The 23,677-nt window shown below is 71.1% G+C and carries 17 protein-coding genes and 1 pseudogene; 7 read left to right on the top strand and 11 right to left on the bottom strand.

Annotated features, from left to right (window positions below):
- Positions 1-115 precede the first annotated feature (115 nt).
- On the top strand, positions 116-1,639 hold the full coding sequence (locus tag ACSYGO_RS23960; RefSeq protein ID WP_460387578.1) for a VWA domain-containing protein: 1,524 nt from the start codon (positions 116-118) through the stop codon (positions 1,637-1,639).
- A gap of 212 nt (positions 1,640-1,851) precedes the next feature.
- Here ACSYGO_RS23960 and ACSYGO_RS23955 read toward each other — a convergent pair whose 3' ends face one another.
- The 3 genes from ACSYGO_RS23955 to ACSYGO_RS23945 form a co-directional block, all read right to left on the bottom strand.
- Positions 1,852-2,715, bottom strand: coding sequence for a hypothetical protein (locus ACSYGO_RS23955; protein ID WP_426677104.1), 864 nt, complete (start codon positions 2,713-2,715; stop codon positions 1,852-1,854).
- A 181-nt stretch (positions 2,716-2,896) separates the two neighbouring features.
- Positions 2,897-4,078 carry a metallophosphoesterase gene (locus ACSYGO_RS23950; protein ID WP_460387576.1) on the bottom strand — a complete coding sequence of 394 codons (1,182 nt, stop codon included), beginning with the start codon at positions 4,076-4,078 and terminating at the stop codon, positions 2,897-2,899.
- Positions 4,079-4,294: 216 nt separating this feature from the next.
- Positions 4,295-5,407 (bottom strand): LacI family DNA-binding transcriptional regulator, encoded by a 1,113-nt coding sequence (locus ACSYGO_RS23945; protein WP_078629357.1) that lies wholly within the window; start codon positions 5,405-5,407, stop codon positions 4,295-4,297.
- A 443-nt stretch (positions 5,408-5,850) separates the two neighbouring features.
- On the opposite strand from ACSYGO_RS23945, the gene hisC reads away from it, so the two are divergent.
- Positions 5,851-6,930 carry a histidinol-phosphate transaminase gene (hisC, locus tag ACSYGO_RS23940; protein ID WP_095935402.1) on the top strand — a complete coding sequence of 360 codons (1,080 nt, stop codon included), beginning with the start codon at positions 5,851-5,853 and terminating at the stop codon, positions 6,928-6,930.
- Between the two features lie 217 nt (positions 6,931-7,147).
- Here hisC and ACSYGO_RS23935 read toward each other — a convergent pair whose 3' ends face one another.
- Entirely contained in the window at positions 7,148-7,525 is a 378-nt protein-coding gene (locus tag ACSYGO_RS23935; RefSeq protein ID WP_426677106.1) for a cyclophilin-like fold protein, read from the bottom strand.
- Between the two features lie 223 nt (positions 7,526-7,748).
- On the opposite strand from ACSYGO_RS23935, the gene ACSYGO_RS23930 reads away from it, so the two are divergent.
- From ACSYGO_RS23930 to ACSYGO_RS23910, 5 genes are all read left to right on the top strand, one after another.
- Positions 7,749-9,257, top strand: coding sequence for a cytochrome ubiquinol oxidase subunit I (locus ACSYGO_RS23930; RefSeq protein ID WP_460387574.1), 1,509 nt, complete (start codon positions 7,749-7,751; stop codon positions 9,255-9,257).
- Positions 9,258-9,277: 20 nt separating this feature from the next.
- Positions 9,278-10,285: a cytochrome d ubiquinol oxidase subunit II gene (gene cydB, locus ACSYGO_RS23925; RefSeq protein ID WP_460387572.1), complete on the top strand. Its 1,008-nt coding sequence runs from the start codon at positions 9,278-9,280 to the stop codon at positions 10,283-10,285.
- A gap of 61 nt (positions 10,286-10,346) precedes the next feature.
- On the top strand, positions 10,347-13,916 hold the full coding sequence (cydD, locus tag ACSYGO_RS23920) for a thiol reductant ABC exporter subunit CydD (RefSeq protein WP_460387570.1): 3,570 nt from the start codon (positions 10,347-10,349) through the stop codon (positions 13,914-13,916).
- 42 nt (positions 13,917-13,958) lie between these two features.
- On the top strand, positions 13,959-15,677 hold the full coding sequence (locus ACSYGO_RS23915) for a sensor histidine kinase (RefSeq protein WP_460387568.1): 1,719 nt from the start codon (positions 13,959-13,961) through the stop codon (positions 15,675-15,677).
- A gap of 118 nt (positions 15,678-15,795) precedes the next feature.
- A complete protein-coding gene (locus ACSYGO_RS23910) occupies positions 15,796-16,839 on the top strand; it encodes a M23 family metallopeptidase (RefSeq protein ID WP_435225292.1) in 1,044 nt (347 codons plus the stop codon).
- Here the strand turns inward: ACSYGO_RS23910 and ACSYGO_RS23905 are convergent.
- The 7 genes and pseudogenes from ACSYGO_RS23905 to ACSYGO_RS23875 form a co-directional block, all read right to left on the bottom strand.
- Positions 16,836-17,732: a Cof-type HAD-IIB family hydrolase gene (locus ACSYGO_RS23905; protein WP_426677112.1), complete on the bottom strand. Its 897-nt coding sequence runs from the start codon at positions 17,730-17,732 to the stop codon at positions 16,836-16,838. The two genes, ACSYGO_RS23910 and ACSYGO_RS23905, sit on opposite strands and share 4 nt — an antisense overlap.
- A 77-nt stretch (positions 17,733-17,809) precedes the next feature.
- Positions 17,810-18,712, bottom strand: coding sequence for an LLM class flavin-dependent oxidoreductase (locus tag ACSYGO_RS23900; protein ID WP_460387566.1), 903 nt, complete (start codon positions 18,710-18,712; stop codon positions 17,810-17,812).
- 138 nt (positions 18,713-18,850) lie between these two features.
- Positions 18,851-19,399, bottom strand: coding sequence for an RNA 2'-phosphotransferase (locus tag ACSYGO_RS23895; RefSeq protein WP_426677114.1), 549 nt, complete (start codon positions 19,397-19,399; stop codon positions 18,851-18,853).
- 240 nt (positions 19,400-19,639) lie between these two features.
- Positions 19,640-20,584 carry a MerR family transcriptional regulator gene (locus ACSYGO_RS23890; protein ID WP_460387565.1) on the bottom strand — a complete coding sequence of 315 codons (945 nt, stop codon included), beginning with the start codon at positions 20,582-20,584 and terminating at the stop codon, positions 19,640-19,642.
- A 45-nt stretch (positions 20,585-20,629) separates the two neighbouring features.
- Positions 20,630-20,812 (bottom strand): annotated as a pseudogene (locus ACSYGO_RS23885) (metal-dependent hydrolase); the annotation flags it as partial.
- A 65-nt stretch (positions 20,813-20,877) separates the two neighbouring features.
- Entirely contained in the window at positions 20,878-22,647 is a 1,770-nt protein-coding gene (locus ACSYGO_RS23880) for an SDR family oxidoreductase (protein WP_460387563.1), read from the bottom strand.
- Positions 22,644-23,504, bottom strand: a complete 861-nt coding sequence (locus ACSYGO_RS23875) for a M24 family metallopeptidase (RefSeq protein ID WP_460387562.1) — start codon at positions 23,502-23,504, stop codon at positions 22,644-22,646. Before ACSYGO_RS23875 ends, ACSYGO_RS23880 begins: the two co-directional genes overlap by 4 nt.
- Positions 23,505-23,677: the final 173 nt, after the last annotated feature.

Raw genomic sequence — 23,677 nt, 5'->3', positions numbered from 1 at the left:
CTCCCGCTCGTGGGCTGACGCGTCTTCAGCCGGGCGAACGCCCCGGGCTGTCCGATGGGCACGGGTGTGCGTATGGGGCGGTCCCGGGGACGGGTTCAGTTGGCAGACTGGGCCCATGACAGCCACATCCATGAGCAAAGGCGCCAATCTTCCCGTGGCCGCCGAGGCCGTGCAGGTCGTGCTCGGCTGGTCCGCCGGGCCTGATGCGCCGGACGCCGATGCCTCGGCGCTCCTGCTCGGGGCGGACGGACGGGTGAGGGACGACGGGGACTTCGTCTTCTACAACCAGCCGCAGCACGCCTCCGGCGCCGTGCATCACCTCGGGAAGCGGCAGGACGCCGGAGGCACGACGGACACCGTCGGGGTGGACCTGCGTGCCCTGGAGCCCGCCGTCGAGCGTGTCGTCCTGGGAGCCTCGGCCGACGGCGGCACCTTCGGTCAGCTGTCGGGGCTGATGCTCAGGCTGCTGGACGCCGGGACGGGCCAGGAGCTCGCGCGTTTCGAGATGGAGGCCACGACGGAGACGGCGTTCATCGGGGGCGAGCTCTATCTGAGGGGCGGCCAGTGGAAGTTCCGCGCGGTCGGACAGGGCTACGACTCCGGACTGGCGGGCCTCGCCACCGACTTCGGGATCAGTGTGGACGAGGAGCCCGCCGCCCCGGAACCCGCCCTCCCCGGTCCCGCACCGGTGGACCACCGGGCGCCGGTGCCTGCCGCTCCGCCCGCGCCGACGGCACCCCCGGCTCCGATGCCCACCGCTCCGTCCGCACCCCCGGCGCCTCGTCCGCCCCTGCCCGCCACGGCGCCCGCGCCCGCTCCGACGGTCGTGGGACCGCCGGTTCCCACGGCGCCGCAGGCCACCCCTCCTCGCCTGGTCAAGGGTGAGGAGCACCTGCCCGTGGACATGCGCAAGCGGCTGTCCCTGCGCAAGGAGCAGGTGGCGGTCAGCCTGCGCAAGCACGGCGCGGAGGGTGTCAGGGCCCGTGTCGTCCTGGTCCTCGACGCCTCCGGCTCGATGTCCTTCCTGTATTCGCGCGGCGTCGTGGCCGATGTGGTGGAGCGGATGGCCGCGGTGGCCGCGCAGCTGGACGACGACGGGGAGATGCAGGCGTGGACCTTCGCCTCCAACCCGGCCCGGCTGCCGGACCTGGTGCTGGGGGAACTGCCCGAATGGCTGGAGCTGCACGTCCGGGTCGGTGAGCTGACCCTGTTCCGGCGCAAGAAGCCGCGCAAGGGTCTGCGGCCGGGACAGGTGGACATGCGCGCGGTCGGCATCCAGAACGAGGAGCAGAAGGTCATCGCCGAGGTGCGGTCGTTCGTCCGTGAGAACCCGGCCGTCGATCCCACGCTGGTGCTGTTCTTCTCCGACGGCGGCATCTACCGCAACAAGGAGATCGAGAACGAGCTGCGTGCTGCGGTGGAGGAGCCGATCTTCTGGCAGTTCGTGGGCCTGGGGCGGTCGAACTACGGCGTGCTGGAACGGTTCGACGCACTCCCCGACCGACGCGTCGACAATGTCGGCTTCTTCGCCGTCGACGACATCAGCACCGTGCCGGACCCGGAGCTGTACGACCGCTTGCTGTCGCAGTTCCCGGCCTGGATGAGCGCGGCACGGCGTCTGGGTATCGTCCGCGGCTGAGGCCATGAGGCCATGAGGCCATGAGGCCATGAGGCCATGAGGCCATGAGGCCATGAGGCCATGAGGCCATGAGGCCATGAGGCGGTGCGGTCATGCGGCCGTGAGACCGGGGCCCTCGCACGGGGCCAGCAGGGCACAGGGACAGGCCGAGTGCGGGCCCGCGCCGCTGGAGCGCGGGCCCGGATTCCCCCGGCCGTCGGCCGACCGGGCTCCTACTCGGGCTGGTGCTCCGGTCCGCCGAAGTCCGGGCTGGTGAAGTCGGGACTGGAGAAACTCGGACGCGGCCCTGCCGACGGCCCGCCTTCGGGGCTGCTGAACCCCGGCCGGTTGTATCCGAGGTGCGGGATGCGGCTCGGCGTCGGGGCCTGGCGGCCCAGCGCGGCGGAGCCGGGATCGGCGAGGGCCTCCCGGAGGAACGGCAGGACGCCGCGCTCCAGCAGGGCGTCGTGCCAGGCTTCCCTGGCCCGGACCACTTGTTCGCGCAGTTCGCCGCGGGCCTCGTCCGGGAGGGAGGACGAGCTGTTGCGCAGTGCCGTCAGCAGCAGTCCGACCGCGGCGACCAGGATCGCGGCCGCCGTGACCGCGCCGAAGACCCATCCCGTGGTCAGGAGGGTCTTGGCGAACGCCGGCTCGGGGTCGAGCATCTTCAGGATGTACCCGACGAGCAGGAAGATCGCCGCTGCCGTACCCGCGAGCACGGGCGCGAGCACCGCGACGACGGCGATGGCGCCGGCTCCGGCGGTCTCGGTGACCTCCCCCACGGTGGCGGCGAGCCCCATCGCGGTCGCGCCCGGCTCCGGTGAGCCGACTTCCTCGCTCACGACCGGGTGGGACGACGCCGGGTTGCGCAGTTCCTCACGGGCCTTCACATAGTTCTGGTACTCGGTCGCCGCGGCCGCCGTGATGAGCGCGGTGGCGTTGAGTGCCATGGTGCGCAGTTGTTCGGGGTTGAGCCGCTGGCCGACAGCGGCGAGTTCCGGGCGGTGTGGTGCGGAGCGCAGCGCCTCATCGAGGATCCGCTCGTATTCCTGGCGGTCCTCGCTCAGCAGGTGCTGCGGAACGCTGTTCATGTGCATCCCCCGATGCTCCGTAGGGCTGGTGGCTCGCACGCTGACGAGCCGTCGGGCAGAAACGGAGGGGAGCCTGCTACGGATAAGCCGATGGTAGAGCGGTGACGGCACGCCGTGACAGGGGGTTTCCAGAAATTGGCCCCTGGCTCGGCGCAGTCCTCCTGGGGGACGCCTGCCCGGTGAACGCTCAGGTATCCAGGGGAAGTTGCTGGACCAGCAGCTTTCCGGCCATGGTCACTCCGCCGTCCATCGCGATGGCCAGCCCGTCGGCGTACAGATGGGGTCCTTCGACCACGGGGCCCGCGCCGTCCTCGCCGTCCTCGGAGCCGACCTCGCCCAGGAGGTACGGGATGGGGCTGTGACCATGGACGATGCGCTTGCCGCCGTAGGCGTTCAGCAGTTCCCGGACGGCCTCGGAGCCGCCGTCGTCGCGGAAGGCGAAGCGCTTGGTGAACTTGCGGAACAGGTCCCAGCACTCGTCGGCGTCGTTGCGGGTGAGGGTTTCGCGGACGGTGTCGTTGACCGCTTCGATGGAGTCGCCGTAGTCGAGGTAGGCGGTCGTGTCCGAGTGGACCAGGAGGTGCCCGTCGACCAGTTCCATGGCGTCGAGCCGGGCCATCCACTGGAGGTGGTGGTCCTGGAGGCGGTCCATGTCGGTCTTCTGCCCGCCGTTGAGCAGCCAGGCGGCCTGGAAGGTGGCGGTGCCCGCGCCGGAGTTGACCGGGGTGTCGGCGAACCGCTTGGCGCCGAGGAGCAGCAGCTCGTGGTTTCCCATGAGGGCCTTGCAGTAGCCGCCGGCCGCGGCGGCCTCGGCGGACAGCCGCATCACGAGGTCGATCACGCCGATGCCGTCGGGTCCGCGGTCGGTGAAGTCGCCGAGGAACCACAGGCGGGCGTTGCCCGCGGACCAATTGCCCGAGGCGTCGACGAGACCGCGCTCCTGGAGCGCCGCGACGAGCTGGTCGAGGAAGCCGTGCACGTCGCCGACCACGTAGAGCGGGCCGGGTCCGTCGGCGGTCGTGGGGGCGGGCACGGCGGCCGGGTCGACGGTGACCTGGACGGTGTCGCCCCGGTTGATGACGGGGAGGTCCCGCTGCGTCGGCGTGTATTCCTCGGTGTAGTCCGTCCGGTGGTCCGTGGACGGGTACTCCGCCGACTCCGGGGCCCGGCGCTCGGCCTGCTGCTGGTTCCGGTACTCGGCCGGGGCCGGGTTCCGGTACTCGCCCGGCTCCCCGGCGGGGCCGGTGGCCTCGCCGGGGGGAGTGCTGGGCGTGTACGGACCGGTCTCGTGGACGTACGCGGGCACCCGGAAGTCGCGCAACGTCGCCGTCCGCACCACCTCGGGTCCCTGACCGGCCCCCTGAGTCATCGACCCCTCCACCACCATCGCGCCGCATCTGCACCGGATCGGACTGCCTGGTCGCAGCGGCCCGCGGTGTCGTCCGCCCATCATAGGAATGCGGATCGCGCCATGTGATGACCCAGGGGTGGTGAATCGGAGCAGGAGCCCTGTTCACCGCGGTTTTCGCCCGAATTGGGCGGTGCTTTCCCAGCCCTTTCGGTGGCGCCCCTTGTTTACGGGACGTCAACCCTCCTCGGGTGATCGTGGCGGACTGACCGTCGTGCGCGGCGAGCGGCGCTCCGAGGACGTCCGGACGATCAGTTCCGTGGGTATCACCTGCTCGACCGGATGGTCCGATTCGACCCCTTCGATGGCGTCGATGAGGAGCTGGACCACGGCCGTGCCGATGCGGCGCGGTTTGAGGGAGAGCGTGGTGATGGGCGGTTCGGTGTTGGCGTAGACGGTGGACTCGCTGCAGCAGACGAGCAGCAGGTCGTCCGGGACGCGCAGGCCGTACCGGCGGGCGGCGGCCAGCAGGTCCGTGCCGTTCGGGTCGAAGAGCCCGTAGACGGCGTCGGGGCGGTCGGGCCGGGCGAGCAGCCGGTCGGCGGCGACGGCTCCGGCACAGGGATCGTGCGCGGGGTAGGCCTCGTACACCGGATCCTGGCCCACCCGCTCGCACCAGTGCAGGTAGGCGGTGGTGGAGAGATGGGTGTACGTGTCCGTCGTGGTGCCGGTGAGGAGGCCGATCCGGCGGGCGCCGGCGTCGGCGAGGTGGTCGAGGATGCCCAGGACCGCGGCCTCGTGGTCGTTGTCCACCCAGGCGGTGACCGGGAGTGAGCCCGCCGGGCGGCCGTCGGAGACGACGGGTAAGCCCTGGCGGACCAGTTCGCTGACGACCGGGTCCTGGTCGGACGGGTCGATGACCACGGTCCCGTCCAGGGCGACGTTCGACCACACGTCGTGGCGCGAGGTCGCGGGGAGGATCACCAGGGCGTAGCCCCGCGCCAGCGCGGCCGACGTCGCGGCTCTGGCCATCTCCGCGAAGTACGCGAACTCGGTGAAGGTGAAAGGTTCATCCCCGTACGTCGTCACGGTCAGGCCGATCAGTCCCGACTTGCCGGTACGGAGGGTTCGGGCCGCGGCCGACGGGCGATAGCCCAGCCGGTCGGCGACCTCGCGGACATGGCGTCGGGTGGCGTCCGGGAGCCGGCCCTTGCCGTTGAGGGCGTCGGACACAGTCGTGATGGAGACCCCTGCGGCCGCAGCCACGTCTCTGATGCCCGCCCGGCCCGGTCGACCGCCTCGGCGGGAGGTCTCCGCCCGGCTCACCTGGTGCTTCCCTGCTGCTGTCATGGCGAGCCGATAGTAGGGCTCATGCGGTGGGGTAGTGCGGACGCATATGCACGCGTTGACAGGCACGTTTCTGCATGGTCGAAATGGATCAACAACCTTGGAAACAAAGGCAGTTGAACGATCCAATGGCAGTACGTGACTTGTCGACACGCATGGGCCTGCCAAGTGGGCCATGTTTCGAAGAGGTCTCAACTCACCTTCACGAGGGATGCGCGCTACGGCGTGAGCCACCGGCGCGTGCGTGCCCGAGTGGCGCGCCCCCCTTTTCGTGCACCTTCGTACGAGGATGACCGTCAGGTCGCGCGGAGGCGGCGGGCGGTCCGGCGCGGGTTGCCGCCCGGTTGTCCACAGCCCATTCGCAGCGGCGCCGAATCCTCATAAGGTGAGAAGCATTGGTAGCCGGTGGTGGTCATGAGCCGCCGGTGGTCGCGAGGAGGACTGCGGTGAGCGAGACGAGCCCCAAGCTGCGTGCCGAGCTGGAGGGTATCCCCACCTACAAGCCCGGCAAGCCCGCCGCGGCCGACGGTCCGGTGGCATACAAGCTGTCCTCGAACGAGAACCCGTATCCGCCGCTGCCCGGGGTGATGGAGAGCCTCCTGACCGCCTCCGGGTCGTTCAACCGCTACCCGGACATGGCGTGCACCGGCCTGATGAACGAGCTGGCGGACCGCTTCGGGGTCCCCGTCTCGCACCTGGCGACGGGCACCGGATCGGTCGGGGTCGCGCAGCAGCTGCTCCAGGCCACCAGCGGCCCCGGCGACGAGGTCATCTACGCCTGGCGGTCCTTCGAGGCGTACCCGATCATCACGCAGATCAGCGGGGCGACCTCGGTGAAGGTGCCGCTCACGCCGGGCGAGGTGCACGACCTGGACGCGATGGCCGACGCGATCACCGACCGCACCCGGCTCATCTTCGTCTGCAACCCGAACAACCCCACCGGCACCTCGGTGCGCCGGGCCGAGCTGGAGCGCTTCCTCGACCGGGTGCCCGGCGACGTGCTGGTCGTCCTGGACGAGGCGTACCGCGAGTTCGTCCGCGACGTCGAGGTGCCGGACGGCGTGGCCGTCTACCGGGACCGGCCCAACGTCTGCGTGCTGCGCACCTTCTCCAAGGCGTACGGACTGGCCGGGCTCCGCGTCGGCTTCGCGATCGCCCATGAGCCGGTGGCGGCGGCCCTGCGCAAGACCGCGGTGCCGTTCGGTGTGAGTCAGCTGGCCCAGGACGCCGCGGTGGCGAGTCTGCGTGCCGAGGACGAGCTGCTCGGCCGGGTCGGCTCCCTGGTCTGCGAGCGCAACCGGGTCGTCGAGACGCTGCGCGGTCAGGGCTGGACGGTTCCCGAGACCCAGGCCAACTTCGTGTGGCTGCGACTGGGGGAGCGCACGCTCGACTTCGCCGCGCACTGCGAGCGCGCCGGGGTCGTGGTGCGTCCCTTCGCCGGCGAGGGCGTGCGCGTCACGATCGGCGAGACCGAGGCGAACGACATCTTCCTCAAGGCGACGGAAGGCTTCCGCGCCTCGCTCTAGTCCGCCGGGCGCCGCCTGCCGGCGAAGCCGTCACAGGTCCGCAGGGGGCGCAGGCCGGCGGAGTCGGCGCCCGCTCCGCTCAGGGCGGTTGTCCGGTGCGGTCGTTGCCGGTCCGCGGTGGGCCGTCGGCCGGCGAGGGCACCGGTGGACGGCCGGGGCCCGGATCGTCGACGTCCCCCTGGTCCGCGGGGTTAGCGGCTCGCGGAATCACCGGCGTCTACGGGTTCCACACGGGTTCCACGCGGACGGGGTCGCCGTCGCGCACCGTGGCCAACGAGAGAGGGTCGCCGTCGAGGCGGCCGAGGACATTGCACGGGCTCGCGAGACGGCACTCGTCGCCTCGCGAGATCGGCGTGGGTCCGTAGGGCAGGGCGAGAGCGTCGCCGTCGGTCCAGAAGGCGACCGTGCCCGGCGGGACCACCTCCCGGGCGCCCGCCTCGCGCGCGACCGCGACGCCGGTGTCGAAGTAGACCTCCTCGCCCCAGGTGCGGGCGGTGGAGGAGAGCGGCAGCGCCTGGGCGAGCGCCCGGGCGGTCGGGGTGTCGTCGAGGGTCGCGGTGAGGTTTCCCGCGGGCCAGGAGATCCGTATCTGCATGCCGCGGATTCAACATTATGTTGAAGTTCAGGGGAAGCCCTCCGGTCCCCGCAAGCCCTCGAACCGGCTAGGGACCCCCCACCCTCACCCCTCGAACGGCCATGCGTCATAATTGCTTGTGAATGTGAACGCGTTCACAAACGTGTCCCGGTTGCTCCCGTGATGTACGTGACAAAGGGGGCAAACTGCCGCTGTACCACGGCGACGTAAGGAGACTGACGACGTGGAATTGGCTCTGGCGCCGGAGACTCTGGCGCGCTGGCAGTTCGGCATCACCACCGTCTACCACTTCCTGTTCGTCCCTCTGACCATCTCGCTCGCTGCCCTCACGGCCGGCCTGCAGACGGCCTGGGTACGTACGGAGAAGGAGAAGTACCTCAGGGCCACCAAGTTCTGGGGGAAGCTTTTCCTGATCAACATCGCGATGGGTGTCGTCACCGGCATCGTGCAGGAGTTCCAGTTCGGCATGAACTGGTCCGACTACTCGCGCTTCGTCGGTGACATCTTCGGTGCCCCGCTCGCTTTCGAGGCTCTGATCGCCTTCTTCTTCGAGTCCACGTTCATCGGGCTGTGGATCTTCGGCTGGGACAAGCTGCCGAAGAAGCTCCACCTGGCCTGCATCTGGATGGTCTCCATCGGCACGATCCTGTCCGCGTACTTCATCCTCGCGGCCAACTCGTGGATGCAGCACCCCGTCGGCTACAAGATCAACGGGGCGAGGGGCCGTGCCGAACTCACCGACTTCTGGCTGGTGCTGACCCAGAACACGGCGCTGACCCAGGCGTTCCACACGCTCACCGCGTCCTTCCTGACCGGTGGCGCCTTCATGGTCGGCATCGCCGCCTTCCATCTGCTCCGCAAGCAGCACATCCCCGTGATGAAGACCTCGCTGCGGCTGGGGCTGGTCACTGTCGTCATCGCCGGACTGCTCACCGCGATCAGCGGTGACACCCTCGGCAAGGTCATGTTCAAGCAGCAGCCGATGAAGATGGCCGCCGCGGAGGCGCTGTGGGACGGTCAGGACGCCGCGCCGTTCTCGATCTTCGCCTACGGCGATGTCAGCAAGGGTCACAACACCGTCGAGCTGTCCATCCCCGGGATACTGTCGTTCCTCGCCGACGACGACTTCACCTCGTACGTTCCCGGCATCAACGACACCAACAAGGCCGAGCAGGAGAAGTACGGTCCGGGCGACTACCGCCCCATCATCCCCGTCACCTTCTGGGCGTTCCGCTGGATGATCGGCTTCGGCATGGCGTCCTTCGCGATCGGCCTGGTCGGACTCTGGCTCACGCGCAAGAAGTTCATGCTGCCTCAGCACCTGAGGGTGGGTGAGGACGAGGTGCCGCATCTGGTGCTGTTCAAGAACAAGGCGCTCGGCCCGAACCTCACCAAGTGGTACTGGCGCATCGCGATCCTGACGCTGGGCTTCCCGCTGATCGCCAACTCCTGGGGCTGGATCTTCACCGAGATGGGTCGACAGCCGTGGGTCGTCTACGGCGTGCTGCAGACCCGGCACGCGGTCTCCCCCGGCGTCTCCCAGGGCGAGGTCCTCACCTCGATGATCGTCTTCACGGCGCTCTACGCGATCCTCGCCGTCGTCGAGGTCAAGCTGCTCCTGAAGTACGTCAAGGCCGGGCCGCCGGAACTCACCGAGGCCGACCTCAACCCGCCCACCAGGATCGGCGGCGACTCCCAGGACGCCGACAAGCCGATGGCCTTCTCCTACTAGGCCCAGGGAGCTGCTGAGTCATGGAACTTCACGACATCTGGTTCGTACTCATCGCGGTCCTGTGGACCGGCTACTTCTTCCTGGAGGGCTTCGACTTCGGAGTCGGCATCCTGACCAAGCTGCTGGCCCGGGACCGCCCCGAGAGGCGGGTGCTGATCAATACGATCGGCCCCGTCTGGGACGGCAACGAGGTGTGGCTGCTCACGGCGGGCGGGGCGACCTTCGCCGCCTTCCCCGAGTGGTACGCCACGCTCTTCTCCGGCTTCTATCTGCCGTTGCTGATCATTCTTGTCTGCCTCATCGTGCGCGGTGTCGCCTTCGAATACCGGGCGAAGCGGCCCGAGGAGCAGTGGCAGCGCAACTGGGAGACGGCGATCTTCTGGACCTCGCTGATCCCGGCGTTCCTGTGGGGCGTGGCCTTCGGCAACATCGTGCGCGGAGTGAAGATCGACGAACACTTCGAGTACGTGGGCAACTTCGGGGATCTGCTGAACCCGTACGCGCTCCTCGGCGGTCTGGTCACCCTGACGCTGTTCACCTTCCACGGCACGGTGTTCGTGGGGCTCAAGACCGTCGGAGACATCCGCGAGCGGGCGAGGAAGCTGGCACTGAAGCTGGGTGTGGTGACCGCCGTGGTGGCGCTGGGCTTCCTGCTCTGGACCCAGGCCGACAGCGGTGACACCTCGTCGCTGGTGGCGTTGATCGTCGCCGTGGCCGCACTCCTCGTCGCGTTGGTGATGGTCAACGCCGGGCGCGAGGGCTGGGCGTTCATCCTGTCGGGTCTCACCATCGTGGCGGCCGTCGCGATGCTCTTCCTGGCACTCTTCCCGGACGTCATGCCGTCCTCGCTCAATCCCGACTGGAGCCTGACGGTCACCAATGCCTCGTCGAGCCCCTACACCCTGAAGATCATGACGTGGTGCGCGGGAATCGCCACACCGATCGTCCTGCTGTACCAGTCGTGGACCTACTGGGTGTTCCGCAAGCGGATCGGTACGCATCACATCGCCCCTGATGCCGCGCACTGAATCCGACCTCAGGGCATGTTTCACGTGAAACGTGCCTGATGAGCCCAAGGGTGTGTTTCACGTGAAACCAATCGATCCGCGTCTGCTCCGGTACGCCCGGGCCACCCGCCTCTTCCTCATGGCGGTCGTGGGGCTGGGTGCCGTCGGAGCGGCGCTGGTCATCGCCCAAGCGATGCTCATCGCCGAGGTCGTGGTCGGAGCCTTTCAGCACGGCCTGTCGGTCGCCGAACTGCGCACCCCCCTGGTGCTGCTGGTGGCGGTCGCGGCCGGCCGTGCGGTGGTGGCCTGGCTCACCGAGCTCGCCGCCCACCGGGCGAGCGCGGCGGTCAAGTCGGAGCTGCGGGGCCGGCTGCTGGACCGGGCCGCGGAGCTCGGTCCTGGGTGGCTGAGCGGCCAACGGACGGGGTCGCTGATCGCCCTCGCCACCCGAGGGGTCGACGCGCTCGACGACTACTTCTCCCGCTATCTGCCGCAGCTGGGGCTCGCGGTGGTGGTTCCGGTGGCCGTGCTGGCGCGCATCGTCACCGAGGACTGGGTCTCGGCGGCGATCATCGTCGGCACGCTGCCGCTGATCCCCCTCTTCATGGTGCTGATCGGCTGGGCCACGCGAACTCAGATGGACCGGCAGTGGACCATGCTGTCCCGCCTGTCCGGTCACTTCCTGGACGTCGTCGCGGGACTGCCCACGCTCAAGGTGTTCGGCCGGGCCAAGGCGCAGGCCGAGTCGATCAGGAAGATCACCGGCGAGTACCGCCAGGCGACCATGCGGACGCTGCGGATCGCCTTCCTGTCGTCGTTCGCCCTGGAACTGCTCGCCACCATCTCGGTCGCCCTGGTCGCCGTGACCATCGGCATGCGGCTCGTCCACGGCGAGATGGACCTGTACGTGGGCCTGGTGATTCTGGTGCTGGCGCCCGAGGCGTATCTGCCGCTGCGGCAGGTGGGCGCTCAGTACCACGCCGCCGCCGAGGGGCTCGCGGCGGCGGAGGAGATCTTCTCCGTCCTGGAGACACCGGCACCGGTCTCCGGGGCGCTGCCTGTTCCGGTCGGGGAGATCAACTTCCAGGACGTGACCGTGCGGTACCCCGGGCGCTCGGCGGACGCGGTCTCGGACGCCTCCTTCACGGTCGAACCCGGTGAGACGGTGGCTCTCGTCGGACCGAGCGGCGTGGGCAAGTCGACACTGCTGAACGTCCTTCTCGGATTCGTGGAGCCCGACGAGGGGCGCGTGCGGATCGGGGGAACCGACCTCGCCGAGGCCGACCTGGCCGAGTGGCGCTCACAGGTCGCCTGGGTGCCGCAGCGTCCTCACCTGTACGCCGGTTCCATCGCCGAGAACGTACGGCTGGCCCGGCCCGACGCGGACGACGCGGCGCTGCGGCAGGCGCTCGCCGACGCGGGCGCGGCGGCCTTCGTTGATGCCCTGCCCGCTGGTGCCGACACCCTCCTGGGCGAGGACGGTGCCGGGTTGTCGGCCGGTCAGCGCCAACGCCTCGCCCTCGCGCGCGCGTTCCTCGCCGACCGGCCCGTGCTGCTCCTCGACGAGCCGACGGCCGCGCTGGACGGGGCGACGGAGGCAGAGGTCGTGGAAGCCGTGCGGCGGCTCGCCGTGGGGCGCACGGTCCTGCTCGTGGTGCACCGGCCGGCGCTGCTCGGGGTGGCGGACCGGGTGGTGCGTCTGGAGCCCGGGACGGCCGGCTCCACGGACGGCGGACCGCGCGTCCCGGCGTCCCGCTCGAAAGAGGCCGGCGCGCTCGTCGAGGTGCCCGGCACGGAGGAACCAGGCCGTGCGAGCCCGCTTCACAAGGTGGAACCGGCGGCCGAGGGGGCCTCGTCCGGAACGGGCCCGTCGAAGCGGGGCGGTGTGCTCGCACGGGTGCGCGCGATGGCCGCTCCCCGGCGCGGGCCGCTCGTGCTGGCCCTGCTCCTCGGAAGCCTCGCGCTCGGAAGCGCCGTCGGCCTGATGGCGACGTCCGGCTGGCTCATCTCGCGGGCGTCCCAGCAACCGCCTGTGCTGTATCTGATGGTGGCCGTGACGGCGACGCGGGCGTTCGGCATCGGACGGGCCGTCTTCCGTTACGCGGAGCGGCTCGTGTCCCACGACGCCGTGCTGCGGATGCTGGCCGACACACGGGTCGCCGTCTACCGGCGCCTCGAGTGTCTGGCGCCCGCCGGGCTGCGGACGACCCGGCGCGGCGATCTGCTGTCGCGGCTCGTCGCCGATGTGGACGCGTTGCAGGACTACTGGCTGCGCTGGCTGCTGCCCGCCGGAGCCGCCCTCGTCGTCTCCGCCGCCTCCGTCGGCTTCACGGCCTGGCTGCTGCCGGAGGCCGGTGCCGCCCTCGCTCTCGGGCTGCTCGCGGCAGGGGTCGGTGTCCCCCTGGTGACGGGAGCCGTCGCCCGGAGGGCCGAGCTGCGGCTCGCGCCCGCTCGGGGCGTCCTGGCGACGAAGGTGGCCGATCTGCTCACGGGAACCGCGGAGTTGACCGTCGCGGGCGCGCTTCCGGCCCGTACCGCCGAGGCGCGCAGGGCCGACGCCGTACTCACCCGCCTCGCCTCCCGGGGCGCCACCGCGACCGCGCTCGGCGACGGGCTGACGGCGCTCGCGTGCGGGCTGACCGTCGCGGCCACGGCCCTCGCGGGTGCGCAGGCGGTCGCTGCCGGGCGCCTGAGCGGTGTGGCGATGGCCGTCGTCGTCCTCACCCCGCTGGCCGCGTTCGAGGCCGTCCTCGGGCTGCCGCTCGCCGTCCAGTACCGGCAGCGGGTGCGCAAGAGCGCGGAGCGCGTGTACGAGGTGCTGGACGCCCCCGAGCCCGTACGCGAACCGGAGCGGCCGCAGCCCGCGCCCGCCTCGCCGTTCCCGCTGCGGGTGCGGGGGCTGCGGGCGCGCCACGAGGGACAGGACCGGGACGCGCTCGTCGACGTCGACCTGACTCTCGAACAGGGCCGTCGCATCGCCGTCGTGGGCCCCTCCGGGTCCGGCAAGACTACGCTCGCGCAGGTACTGCTGCGCTTCCTGGACGCAAGCGCGGGGACCTGCACCCTGGGCGGCACGGACGCCGCCGCGCTGGACGGGGACGCCGTACGCCGGCTGGTCGGGCTCTGCGCCCAGGACGCCCACCTCTTCGACAGCACCGTCCGCGAGAACCTGCTGCTGGCCAGGAAGGACGCCGACGAGGCAGAACTGCGTGACGCGCTCGCCCGGGCCCGGCTCCTGGAGTGGGCGGACGGCCTGCCCGACGGACTCGACACCCTGATCGGCGAGCACGGGGCCCGGCTGTCCGGCGGCCAGCGCCAGCGGCTCGCGCTGGCGAGGGCGCTCCTCGCCGACTTCCCCGTGCTCGTCCTCGACGAGCCCGCGGAGCATCTCGACCTGCCGACGGCGGACGCACTCACCGCGGACCTGCTGGCCGCGACCGAAGGACGTACGACGCTGCTGATCACGCATCGGCTGGCCGGCCTCGACGCGGTGGACGAGGTGATCGTGCTCGCGGAGGGACGCGTGGTCCAGCGCGGTCCGTACGCTCGGCTGGCCGCCGCCGAAGGACCGCTGCGGGACATGGTGGAACGGGAGACGGCGGGAGATCTGCTGCTCGGAGCCGGTCCCCTGACCGCCGCCGCGCACCCGTGAAGCCGACTTTCCCTCACAAAGGGGACTAATTAGGCTCAAGGCATGTCGGCAGCTTCCGCCCCGCGCTCATCCGACGGCAGCCCGGCCGCGGCGGCCGGGCCGACCCGCGGCCTGCGTGGGCTGTCCACGGAGCTGACCGCGCGGGTGCCGCAACTGCTGGAGGCTCTGCGATCGGTCGGCTCGGGCCTTGAGCTGCACGCCACCCTCAACCGGATCTGCGCGACGGCTGCCGAGCTGACGAACGCCCGCTACGCGGGTCTGGGAGTCGCGGCGGAGGACGAGGAGGGGCTCGCGGACTTCGTCTACTACGGCGTGGACGAGGACACCGCCCAGCGGATCGGGCGCCTCCCCGACGGGCAGAGCGGGCTCCTCGGGGCACTCATCCACGACCCGGATCCGGTACGGCTCACGAACCTGGCGGACGACGCGCGCGCCTGCGGCCTCCCCGAACACCACCCGCCGATGCGGAGCTTCCTGGGTGTCCCGATCAGGGTGCAGGGCGCGATCTTCGGCAATCTGTACCTGGCCGAGAAGCGGGACGGCCGTCCGTTCACCGACTACGACCTCCACCTGGTCCGCGTCCTGGCGGCGGAGGCGGGCATCGCCATCGGCAACGCCAGGCTGTACGAGGCCGCCCAGCAGCGCGAGCGGTGGATCGACGGCTCGGTGGCCGTCACCACGGCGCTCCTGGCGGGCGACGACGCCGAGGACGCACTCCAGGTGGTCGCCGAACAGGCCCGCCGGCTGGCCCGCTCGGCCGCGGGGATCGTGATGCTGCCGGCCGCGGAGGGTGGTCTGGAGATCGTCGCGGTCTCCTCGGCCCACCCGTCGAAGGCGCTCGGCGTGGTCGTCCCGCCGGAGAGCCAGGTCGTCGCCGAACTCCTCGACGGAAAGCCGGTGTTCGTCGAGGACGCCGCCACCGAGCCGCGCCTGATCACGGACCTGGCCCGCGGCTACGGACCGATCATGATGCTGCCGTTGCAGAGCGACGGCCGGCTGCTGGGAGCCCTCGTCCTGCCCCGTGCCGAGGACGGCCGCCCCTTCACCGGGACCGAACGGGTCCTGGCGGCGCAGTTCGCCTCGCAGGCCGCGCTCGCGCTGATGGTGGCCGAGACCCAGCGCGACCGGGAGCGGCTCGCGGTGTTCGAGGACCGCGACCGGATCGCCCGGGATCTGCACGATCTCGTCATCCAGCGGCTGTTCAGCACCGGGATGATGCTGGAGAGCGCACAGCGGAGGTCGGCCCTGCCCGAGGTGCGGGAGGGCGTCGGACGGGCGGTCGACGAACTCGACGTCACCATCCAGGAGATCCGCACGGCCGTCTTCGCGCTCCAGCCGGGTTCCGAGGAGCCGCCGTCCGGGCTGCGCACCCGGATCCTGCGCGAGATCAACATGGCCGCCGTGCCGCTGGGCTTCAAGCCCGGCCACCGCTTCGTCGGCCCCGTCGACACCGCGGTCGGCGAGCTCACCTGCAAGAACCTGATCGCCGCGCTGCGCGAGGCCCTGTCCAACGCCTTCCGCCACTCCGGGGCTTCCCGCATCGACGTCACGGTCGACGCGACCGCGCGGCTGCCGGAAGGACGGCAGGGCGTCCGCCTCACCGTCGCCGACGACGGCGTCGGCATCCCGGAGGGCGGCCGGCGCAGCGGGCTGCGGAACCTCGCGCGGCGGGCCGAGTCACTGGGCGGCGACAGCTCGTACGGACCGGGCATCGGCGAGGGCGGAGCCGGTACGACGGTGACGTGGCAGGCCCCGTACTGAAACATCCCTCACGCGCACCCTGTTCGGCCCAGTCCTGTCGGCCATTCGTGCCGTACGGTCCCCCGGCTGTACGACGTGGACGAGACCGGGACCACCGACGCGGTCCACGATCGCTGTCATGCTTTTCCTCCGCCGTCGCCCCCTGCTCCTGCCGGTGCTGCTGTGCGCACTCGCGGTTCTCGCGTCCCGGCCCACGACGGCCGAGAGCGAGGACGACGGCTCCGAGGCCGGTGCGAGAGTGGCGCGATTGTACGAGGAGGCCGCCACGGCGTCGCGCGCGTACGAGGCGGGACGCAAGGCGGCCGACGCGCAGCGGGGCAGGGCGGAGCGGGCCGAGCGGCTTCTCGCACGCGAGCGGCAGGAGATCACGGTGCTGCGCGAGGACCTGGGGCGGATCGCGCGCGCCCAGTACCGGGAGGGCGACGGGCTTCCGTACTCCGCGCAGATGCTGCTCGCGGCCGGCGACGACGAGCTGATGCGTGGTCAGGGCGCCGCTTGGCGCGCGGATCTGGCGTTGGGAAACGCGGTCGGCAGGAGCCGTCGCGCCGAGGCCCGGCTCGCCGCCGACGAGGCGAAGGCACGGTCCGCCCGGAAGGCGCTGGACGAGCGGAACGGCGAACTGGCCGCGATGAAACGGACCATCGAGGCAAAGCTCGACGAGGCGCGGTCGACGCTGCAGAGCCGGGCGGACGCCTCGGTGGCGGCGGGCTCCTGCCGCGGTGCCGTCCACCTCGACGGGGCGCGGACCCACAGCGAGCGCAAGTGGGTCGCGCCGGTGCCTTCGTACCGTCTCTCCGCGCGTTTCGGGAGCGGCGGCGAGCGCTGGGCGAACCGCCATACCGGGCAGGACTTCGCGGTGCCCATCGGTACGCCGGTGAGGTCGGTCGGGGCGGGCCGGGTGGTGAAGGTCTCCTGCGGGGGTTCCTTCGGCATCGAGATCGTGATCCGGCATTCCGGCGGTTGCCGCACGCAGTACGCGCACCTGGCCGCCGTGGCCGTCGACCCGGGTGACCGGGTGTCGACCGGGCAGTTGATCGGGCAGTCCGGCACGAGCGGCAACTCGACGGGACCGCACCTGCACTTCGAGGTGCGGGTCAGCGACGAGCTGGGATCGGCGATCGACCCCGTGCCGTGGCTGGCCCGGCACGGGGTCCCGCTCTAGGGGGTCTCGAGCCGCTCGGCGAGGATCCGCTCGATCACGACGGCCACTCCGTCGTCGTTGTTGGCGACGGTGCGGCCGGAGGCGGCCGCGAGGACGTCGGGGTGGGCGTTGCCCATCGCGTACGAACGGCCTGCCCAGGTGAGCATCTCCACGTCGTTCGGCATGTCGCCGAAGGCGACGACCTCCTCGGGGGAGATGCCCCGCTCGGCGCAGCACAGCGCGAGAGTGCTGGCCTTGGAGACGCCGGGGCCGCTGATCTCCAGGAGGGCGCTGGGGCTCGACCGGGTCACGTTGGCCCGCTCGCCGATGGCCGTGCGGGCGACCGCGAGGAAGGCGTCCGGGTCCATGTCGGGGTGGTAGGCGAGCACCTTGAGCACCGGCTGATCGGCGTCCAGGGCGTCCGCGGCGAGGAGCTTCTCGGCGGGCGCGACGATCTCCGGCGGTTCCATGTGCAGCGAGGGGTAGGCCGGTTCGAGGTGCAGGCCGTACGTCCGCTCGACGGCGTACACGGTGCCGGGCGCCGCGGAACGCAGGAGGCGGATCACGTCGAGCGCGATGCCGGGCGCCAGTTCGCGGATCTTGACGAAGCGGTGGGCGCCGGGGCCGCCGTGCAGGTCGACCACGGCGGCGCCGTTCCCGCAGATCGCGAGGCCGTGCCCGTGGACATGGTCGCTGACGACGTCCATCCAGCGGGCCGGGCGGCCCGTGACGAAGAAGACCTCGATTCCGGCCTGTTCGGCGGCGGCGAGGGCGGCGATCGTACGCTCGGACACCGACTTGTCGTCGCGCAACAGGGTGCCGTCGAGATCCGTGGCGATCAGCCGGGGCGGAACGGTGGAGGCCGGGGTCTCGGGCCGTCGAGTCGCTGAGGTCACCCGCTCATTCTCCCGCATATGCCCGCACGGCCGTGCGGCGGTCCGCACAGTTGAGTGGTTACCGTCCTCACCAGCGCCGTTACACCCCGTCGCCCTCACGGCAGCTGGGCGAGGGCGTCCATGGCGATCTGCTCGAAGACCTTCACGTCGGCGGCGAAGACCGAGTCGGGGATCGGCCAGTGGATCACGATCTCGGTGAAGCCCAGCTCCGCGTGCCTGCCCGCGAAGTCGACGAACGCGTCGAGGGACTCCAGGGGACGGCCCTTGTCCGGGGTGAACCCGGTGAGCAGGATCTTGTCGAGCTCGGACACGTCCCGGCCGATCTCGGCGCAGGCGTCGGCCAGCTTGTCGGCCTGCCGGCGAATGGCCTGAACCGACTGTTCGGGGGTGCCCGTCTCGTAGAGCTTCGGGTCGCCGGTCGTCACCCAGGCCTGCCCGTACCGGGCGGCGAGCTTCAGGCCGCGCGGGCCCGTGGCGGCCACGGCGAAGGGCAGCCGGGGGCGCTGCACGCAGCCCGGGATGTTGACCGCCTCGTGCGCGGAGTAGAAGTCACCGCCGTACGAGACGGACTCCTCGGTGAGCAGGCGGTCCAGCAGCGGGACGAACTCGCCGAAGCGGTCGGCGCGCTCACGCGGGGTCCACGGGTCCTGGCCGAGCGCCGTCGCGTCGAAGCCGGTGCCGCCCGCGCCGATGCCCAGGGTGATCCGGCCGTTCGAGATGTCGTCGAGGGAGACGAGTTCCTTGGCGAGGGTCACCGGGTGCCGGAAGTTCGGAGAGGTCACGAGTGTGCCGAGGCGGATGCGGCCGGTGACGGCGGCCGCGGCGGTGAGCGTCGGCACGGCGCCGAACCACGGGCCGTCGCGGAAGCTCCGCCACGACAGGTGGTCGTACGTGAAAGCGGTGTGGAAGCCGAGCTGCTCCGCGCGCTGCCAGGCGGAACGCCCGCCCTCGTGCCAGCGGACGTACGGGAGGATCACGGTGCTGAGGCGCAGACTCATGCTTCGAGCGTAAGCGGAACCGGAAGGTGGTCGTCGCCACCGCGTGATCGTCCACGGGCCGCACGGACCGCGGGCACGGCTGTCCCGGGCGGTCGGCGGGTCACCGGGGGCACGGCTGCCCCGCGGCGGCCGGCGGCGTCAGCGCGGGCCCGGGAAGCGCAGGTAGCGCGGGGGCACGGCCTGGGTCAGCCAGACGCCGTTCGCGCTGACGTGGAAGACATGGCCGTCGCGGTGCATGGCGGCGGCGTCCACGGAGAGGACGATCGGCCGGCCGCGGCGGGCACCGACACGGGTCGCGGTCTCCCGGTCGGGCGAGAGGTGCACGTCGTGCCGGCTCATGGGTTTGAGGCCCTCGGCACGGATCGCGTCCAGGCTGGACGCCACGGTCCCGTGGTAGAGGTATGCCGGAGGGGTCGCCGGGGGCAGTCCCAGGTCGACCTCCACGGAGTGGCCCTGGCTGGCGCGGATCCGGGTGCCCTCGACGGCGAAGCGCCGCTTGTCGTTCGTGGCGACGACGTGGTCCAGTTCCTCGCGCGTGATGCGGAAGCCGTGGGCGGCCGCCGCGGCGATCAGCGTGTCGATCTCGACCCAGCCGCCCTCGCCGAGCGCCAGCCCGATCCGCTCGGGCTGGTGCCGCAGGTGCTTCGAGAGGTACTTCGACACCTTTACGGTGCGTCTTTCATCCATACGTACATCCATCTTGTCGTTCGATCTCTTTGTTCTATGTTCCGTCCGGTCCTCGTTCGCGGGGGGTGCGCGGCCTCGTCGGTCGAGCTGTACGCCACCCGTTCTTCGTGCCGTCGGGTTCACCAGCGTGCCTGGCGAGACGCTGATCACGCATTTGATTTTGGTCCGGAGGTTTGATCCACAACCAAGTCCGGTTATCCACAGGGGATTTGAAGATTCTGTGGACAACATGACGAGGATTTAGGGGGATTGGTCAACCATGCCGTGCTTGGCGTGATTTGCCGCCAGGTGGTCCAAGGCACGTGCCTGGACCTCGCGTTCAGCCGCGGCAGCGACGAAGGCTGCCACCTGCGACGGACCAACCAGGTTCGCCACGGCCCGCATTGTCTGCGCGGGTATCTCCACCGAATGCACCTCGTCGGCTCTGTCCCGGGGCTGCCCAGCACCCAGCTGCTCACGCAGGTGCCGGTGCGCGAACAGGCGCATGGCCCTGGCGAGTTCGGCGTCGACCGTCTGCTGCGCCAGAGGCCGCAGCCGTCGTACGAGAGAGGCCGCCTCGGCGGCCTCCGCGTCCGTCGGCGGGCGCTCCCCCAGATAGCGCACGAAGACATGCTCGGTCGTGAACTCCAGGAAACGGTCCGCGATATGTTCGACCTGAACCCTCAACTCCCGCAGATGGCCCGAGATCGCGGACAGCGGAACACCCGCCGCGTGCAACTCCACTGCCACGCCCAGCTCTTGAGGGCTCGGGACGAGGAACGTGTCCTCGTCGCCGGGAATGCGCTCCAGCACTCCCAGCTCCACGGCCTCGGCCACCGCCGCGTCGTCCGGGCTTCCGCCGAACCGCTCGTCCAGCTCGGCGCGCGAGATCCGCGCGGCCTCCTCGTCGGTCCACGGCCCGTCGACCTCGGCGACCAGACCGAGGACCCCGCCGAGGCCCCGGCCGGTGTCCCAGGCCTCCAGCAGTTCCTTGATGGACGCCAGCGTGTAGCCGCGGTCGAGGAGGTCGGCGATCTGCCGCAGCCGGGCCAGATGCGTGTCCGCGTACACGTTGGCGCGGCCCCGCCGCTCGGGGCGGGGGAGCAGGCCGCGGTCCTGATAGGCGCGGATCGTCCGGACCGTGGCACCGCTGAGGTGTGCCAGATCCTCGATCCGGTACGCGGCACCGGCCGCTTCGTCGCTCACGCTCCCTGCCCTTCCGCGTCGCCCGGCGAAGCCGCCCGGCGGTCGCTACGCGGTCGCCGCACGCCCGATCGCCGCGGCTGCCGTCCGCGCCGCCCGCGAAAGTGCCAGGTACTCGACGGCCCGGCGCAGTGACCCCTCCTGGGACGGATGGTACGACCGCCGCAGACAGCGCGGTACGGCCGCGCCGGGCTCCCTCCACGTGGGCAACAGCCCCTCGCGCACGGCTCTGCCGAAGGAGACCCGGCGCGGCGCGATCGCACCGCGCCCGGGTACTCCCGCGGGCTCCGCCGTGCTCACAGCGGTGGCTCCAGACGGGCGATCGCGCGCAGCGCCTTCGGGGTGAACCGGGACATGAGGTGGGCGCCGCGCGCCTCCGGGGTGACGGGGACGACAGCCTGGTTGCGGACGACGGCGCGCAGGATCGCGTCGGCGACCTTCTCCGGCGGATAGTTGCGCAGGCCGTACAGCCGGGCGGACTTCTTCTGGCGCCGCTTCTCCTCCTCCGCGTCGACGCCGGCGAAACGGGCGGTCGAGGTGATGTTCGTGTTGACGAAGCCGGGGCAGACCGCCGAGACGCCGATCCCCTGCCCGGCCAGCTCCGCGCGCAGGCACTCGCTGAGCATCAGTACGGCCGCCTTGGAGGTGCTGTAGGCGGGCAGGGCCTTCGAGGGCTGGTACGCCGCGGCCGAGGCGGTGTTGACGATGTGGCCGCCCTGGCCGCGCTCGGCCATCTGCTTCCCGAAGAGCCGGCAGCCGTGGATCACACCCCACAGATTGACGTCGAGGACCTTCTTCCAGTCCTCCGACGTCGTGTCGAGGAAGGAGCCGGAGAGCCCGATCCCGGCGTTGTTCACCAGGACGTCCACCACGCCGTACTCCGTGGCGACCTTCTCGGCGAGTTTCTCCATGGCCTGCTCGTCGGAGACGTCGACCGTCTCCGCCCAGGCCTCGGGGGAGCCGATCAGCCGGGACATCTCCACCGTGCGGGCGGCGCTCTCCGCGTCCCGGTCGACGGCCACCACGCGCGCGCCGGCTTCGGCGAACGCGAAGGCGGTGGCCCGTCCGATGCCGCTGCCCGCGCCGGTGACCAGGACGAGCTGGCCCCCGAACCGGCGCGCGTACTTGCCGGTGGCCGCCGTGTCCTGCGCGGGCAGCCCGGCCTCCCGGCCTTCGTTGGCCGTCACGAACTCGGTGATCCAGGCGGCCAGCTGGTCAGGCCGCGTGCGCGGAACCCAGTGCTTGGCGGGGAGCGTGCGGCGCAACAGCCGGGGTGCCCACTCCTCCAGGTCGTCGTAGAGCCGCTCGGAGAGGAACGCGTCGCCCAGGGGCGTGATCAGCTGCACGGGCGCGTGCGCGTACGCGTCGGCGCGCGGCCTGCTCAGCCGGGGCCGTACGTTGTCGCGGTACAGCCATGCGCCGTGCGCCGCGTCCGAGGGCAGCGACGAGGTCGGGTAGTCGCCCGCGGGCACCTTCTCGAACCGCTCGAGCATCTTCGGCCAGCGCTTGCCGAGGGGGCCGCGCCAGGCCAGCTCGGGCAGCGCGGGAGTGTGCAGCATGTACACGTACCAGGACTTGGCGCCCTGGCCGAGGAGCTGGCCGACCCGGCGGGGGGTGGGCCGGCGCACGCGCTGCTTGATCCAGTGCCCGAAGTGGTCGAGGGACGGACCGGACATCGAGGTGAAGGACGCGATCCGGCCCTCGGTGCGTGCGACCGTCACGAACTCCCAGGACTGCACCGAGCCCCAGTCGTGCCCCACCAGGTGCACCGGACGGTCCGGGCTCACCGCGTCCACGACCGCGAGGAAGTCGTCCGTCAGCTTCTCCAGGGTGAACCCGCCGCGCAGCGGCTGCGGCGCCGACGACCTGCCGTGCCCGCGCACGTCGTACAGCACGACGTGGAAGCGGTCGGCCAGGCGTGCGGCGACCTCGGACCACACCTCCTTGGAGTCCGGATATCCGTGCACGAGCACCACTGTGGGCTGCCGGTCGTCGCCCAGTTCGGCGACGCACAGCTCGATCCCGCCCGTCCGCACCCAGCGCTCGCGCGCACCTTCGAGACTCACTTGTCCTCCGCCCAGCGCCGCACGTGCGGCAGATCGTCGTCCAGCCAGAAGGCGCTCGCCTCGGGGTCCTTGGAGTCGGTGACGACCAGGATCTCCTCGAACTTCGCGCCCGTGCCCCGGAATCCGAGGTGGGGTTCGACCGCCCACAGCCCGGGCTGCGGCGGATGGTCGGAGAAGCGGTACGGCGACCACAGCGGCGACCAGCCGTCCCGGTGCCCGCGCAGGGCGTCGCCCGCCAGGCCCTTCAGGGCCTGGGTGCCGAACCCGAACAGACGGGGGGACCAGGGACGCTCCCTCACCCGGTCCACCTTGTGCGCGATCACACCGAAGGGGTACGCGCGGTGCCGGTTGGCGTACCCCTGGCGGACCATGAGCCGGTCCACGTCCTCGTAGATCTCGCGCAGCGTGCGGCGCTCGCGCACCTCGCGCAGGATGAGCTCGCGGTGCGCCTCCAGGTCCGCGAGCAGCTTGTCCTGGAGGGGGTTCGGGCCCAGGGAGCCCGAGTAGCCGATGTCGGCGGTGAAGCCCTTGTGGACCGGTGCCATGTCGAGGATGAAGGGCATCCCCGGCTCCAGCCGCCGGTTGGTCGGGAAGAACTGGAGCGGGACGCGGAAGCCGACGAACGCCGTGCGGTCGCCGAACCAGGCGAAGGGCAGATGGAACCAGTCCCGCACCCCGCGCTCGCGCAGCCAGTCGCGCTGCATACGTGCCGCCTCGCGCTCCGTCACACCGGGCTTCAGCTGCGCCGCGACCGCCTCCGCGCACTCGTACGCGAGGCGCTGCACCTCTTTGAACCCGCGCAGTTCCTCTGTGAACCCGCGCAGCTCCGCGGAGAGTTCGCCTGCCACTGCCGTCATGCCACCGCCCCACACCCTGTCCACGCCGACCGCGGTACGTGTCCGTAACTTGACACTGGCGAATGTGACAGTAGTTAGAGGCTGCGTCAATAGCCGGGTGCGACGCCTGTGGACAACCGGTCCGTTGTGGACGGCCGGCACCCCCGGACGGGCGGCCCGGCCGGGCAGCGGCG

This window comes from Streptomyces krungchingensis, assembly GCF_054729265.1.
This window is presented reverse-complemented; position numbering and strand designations above follow the sequence as displayed.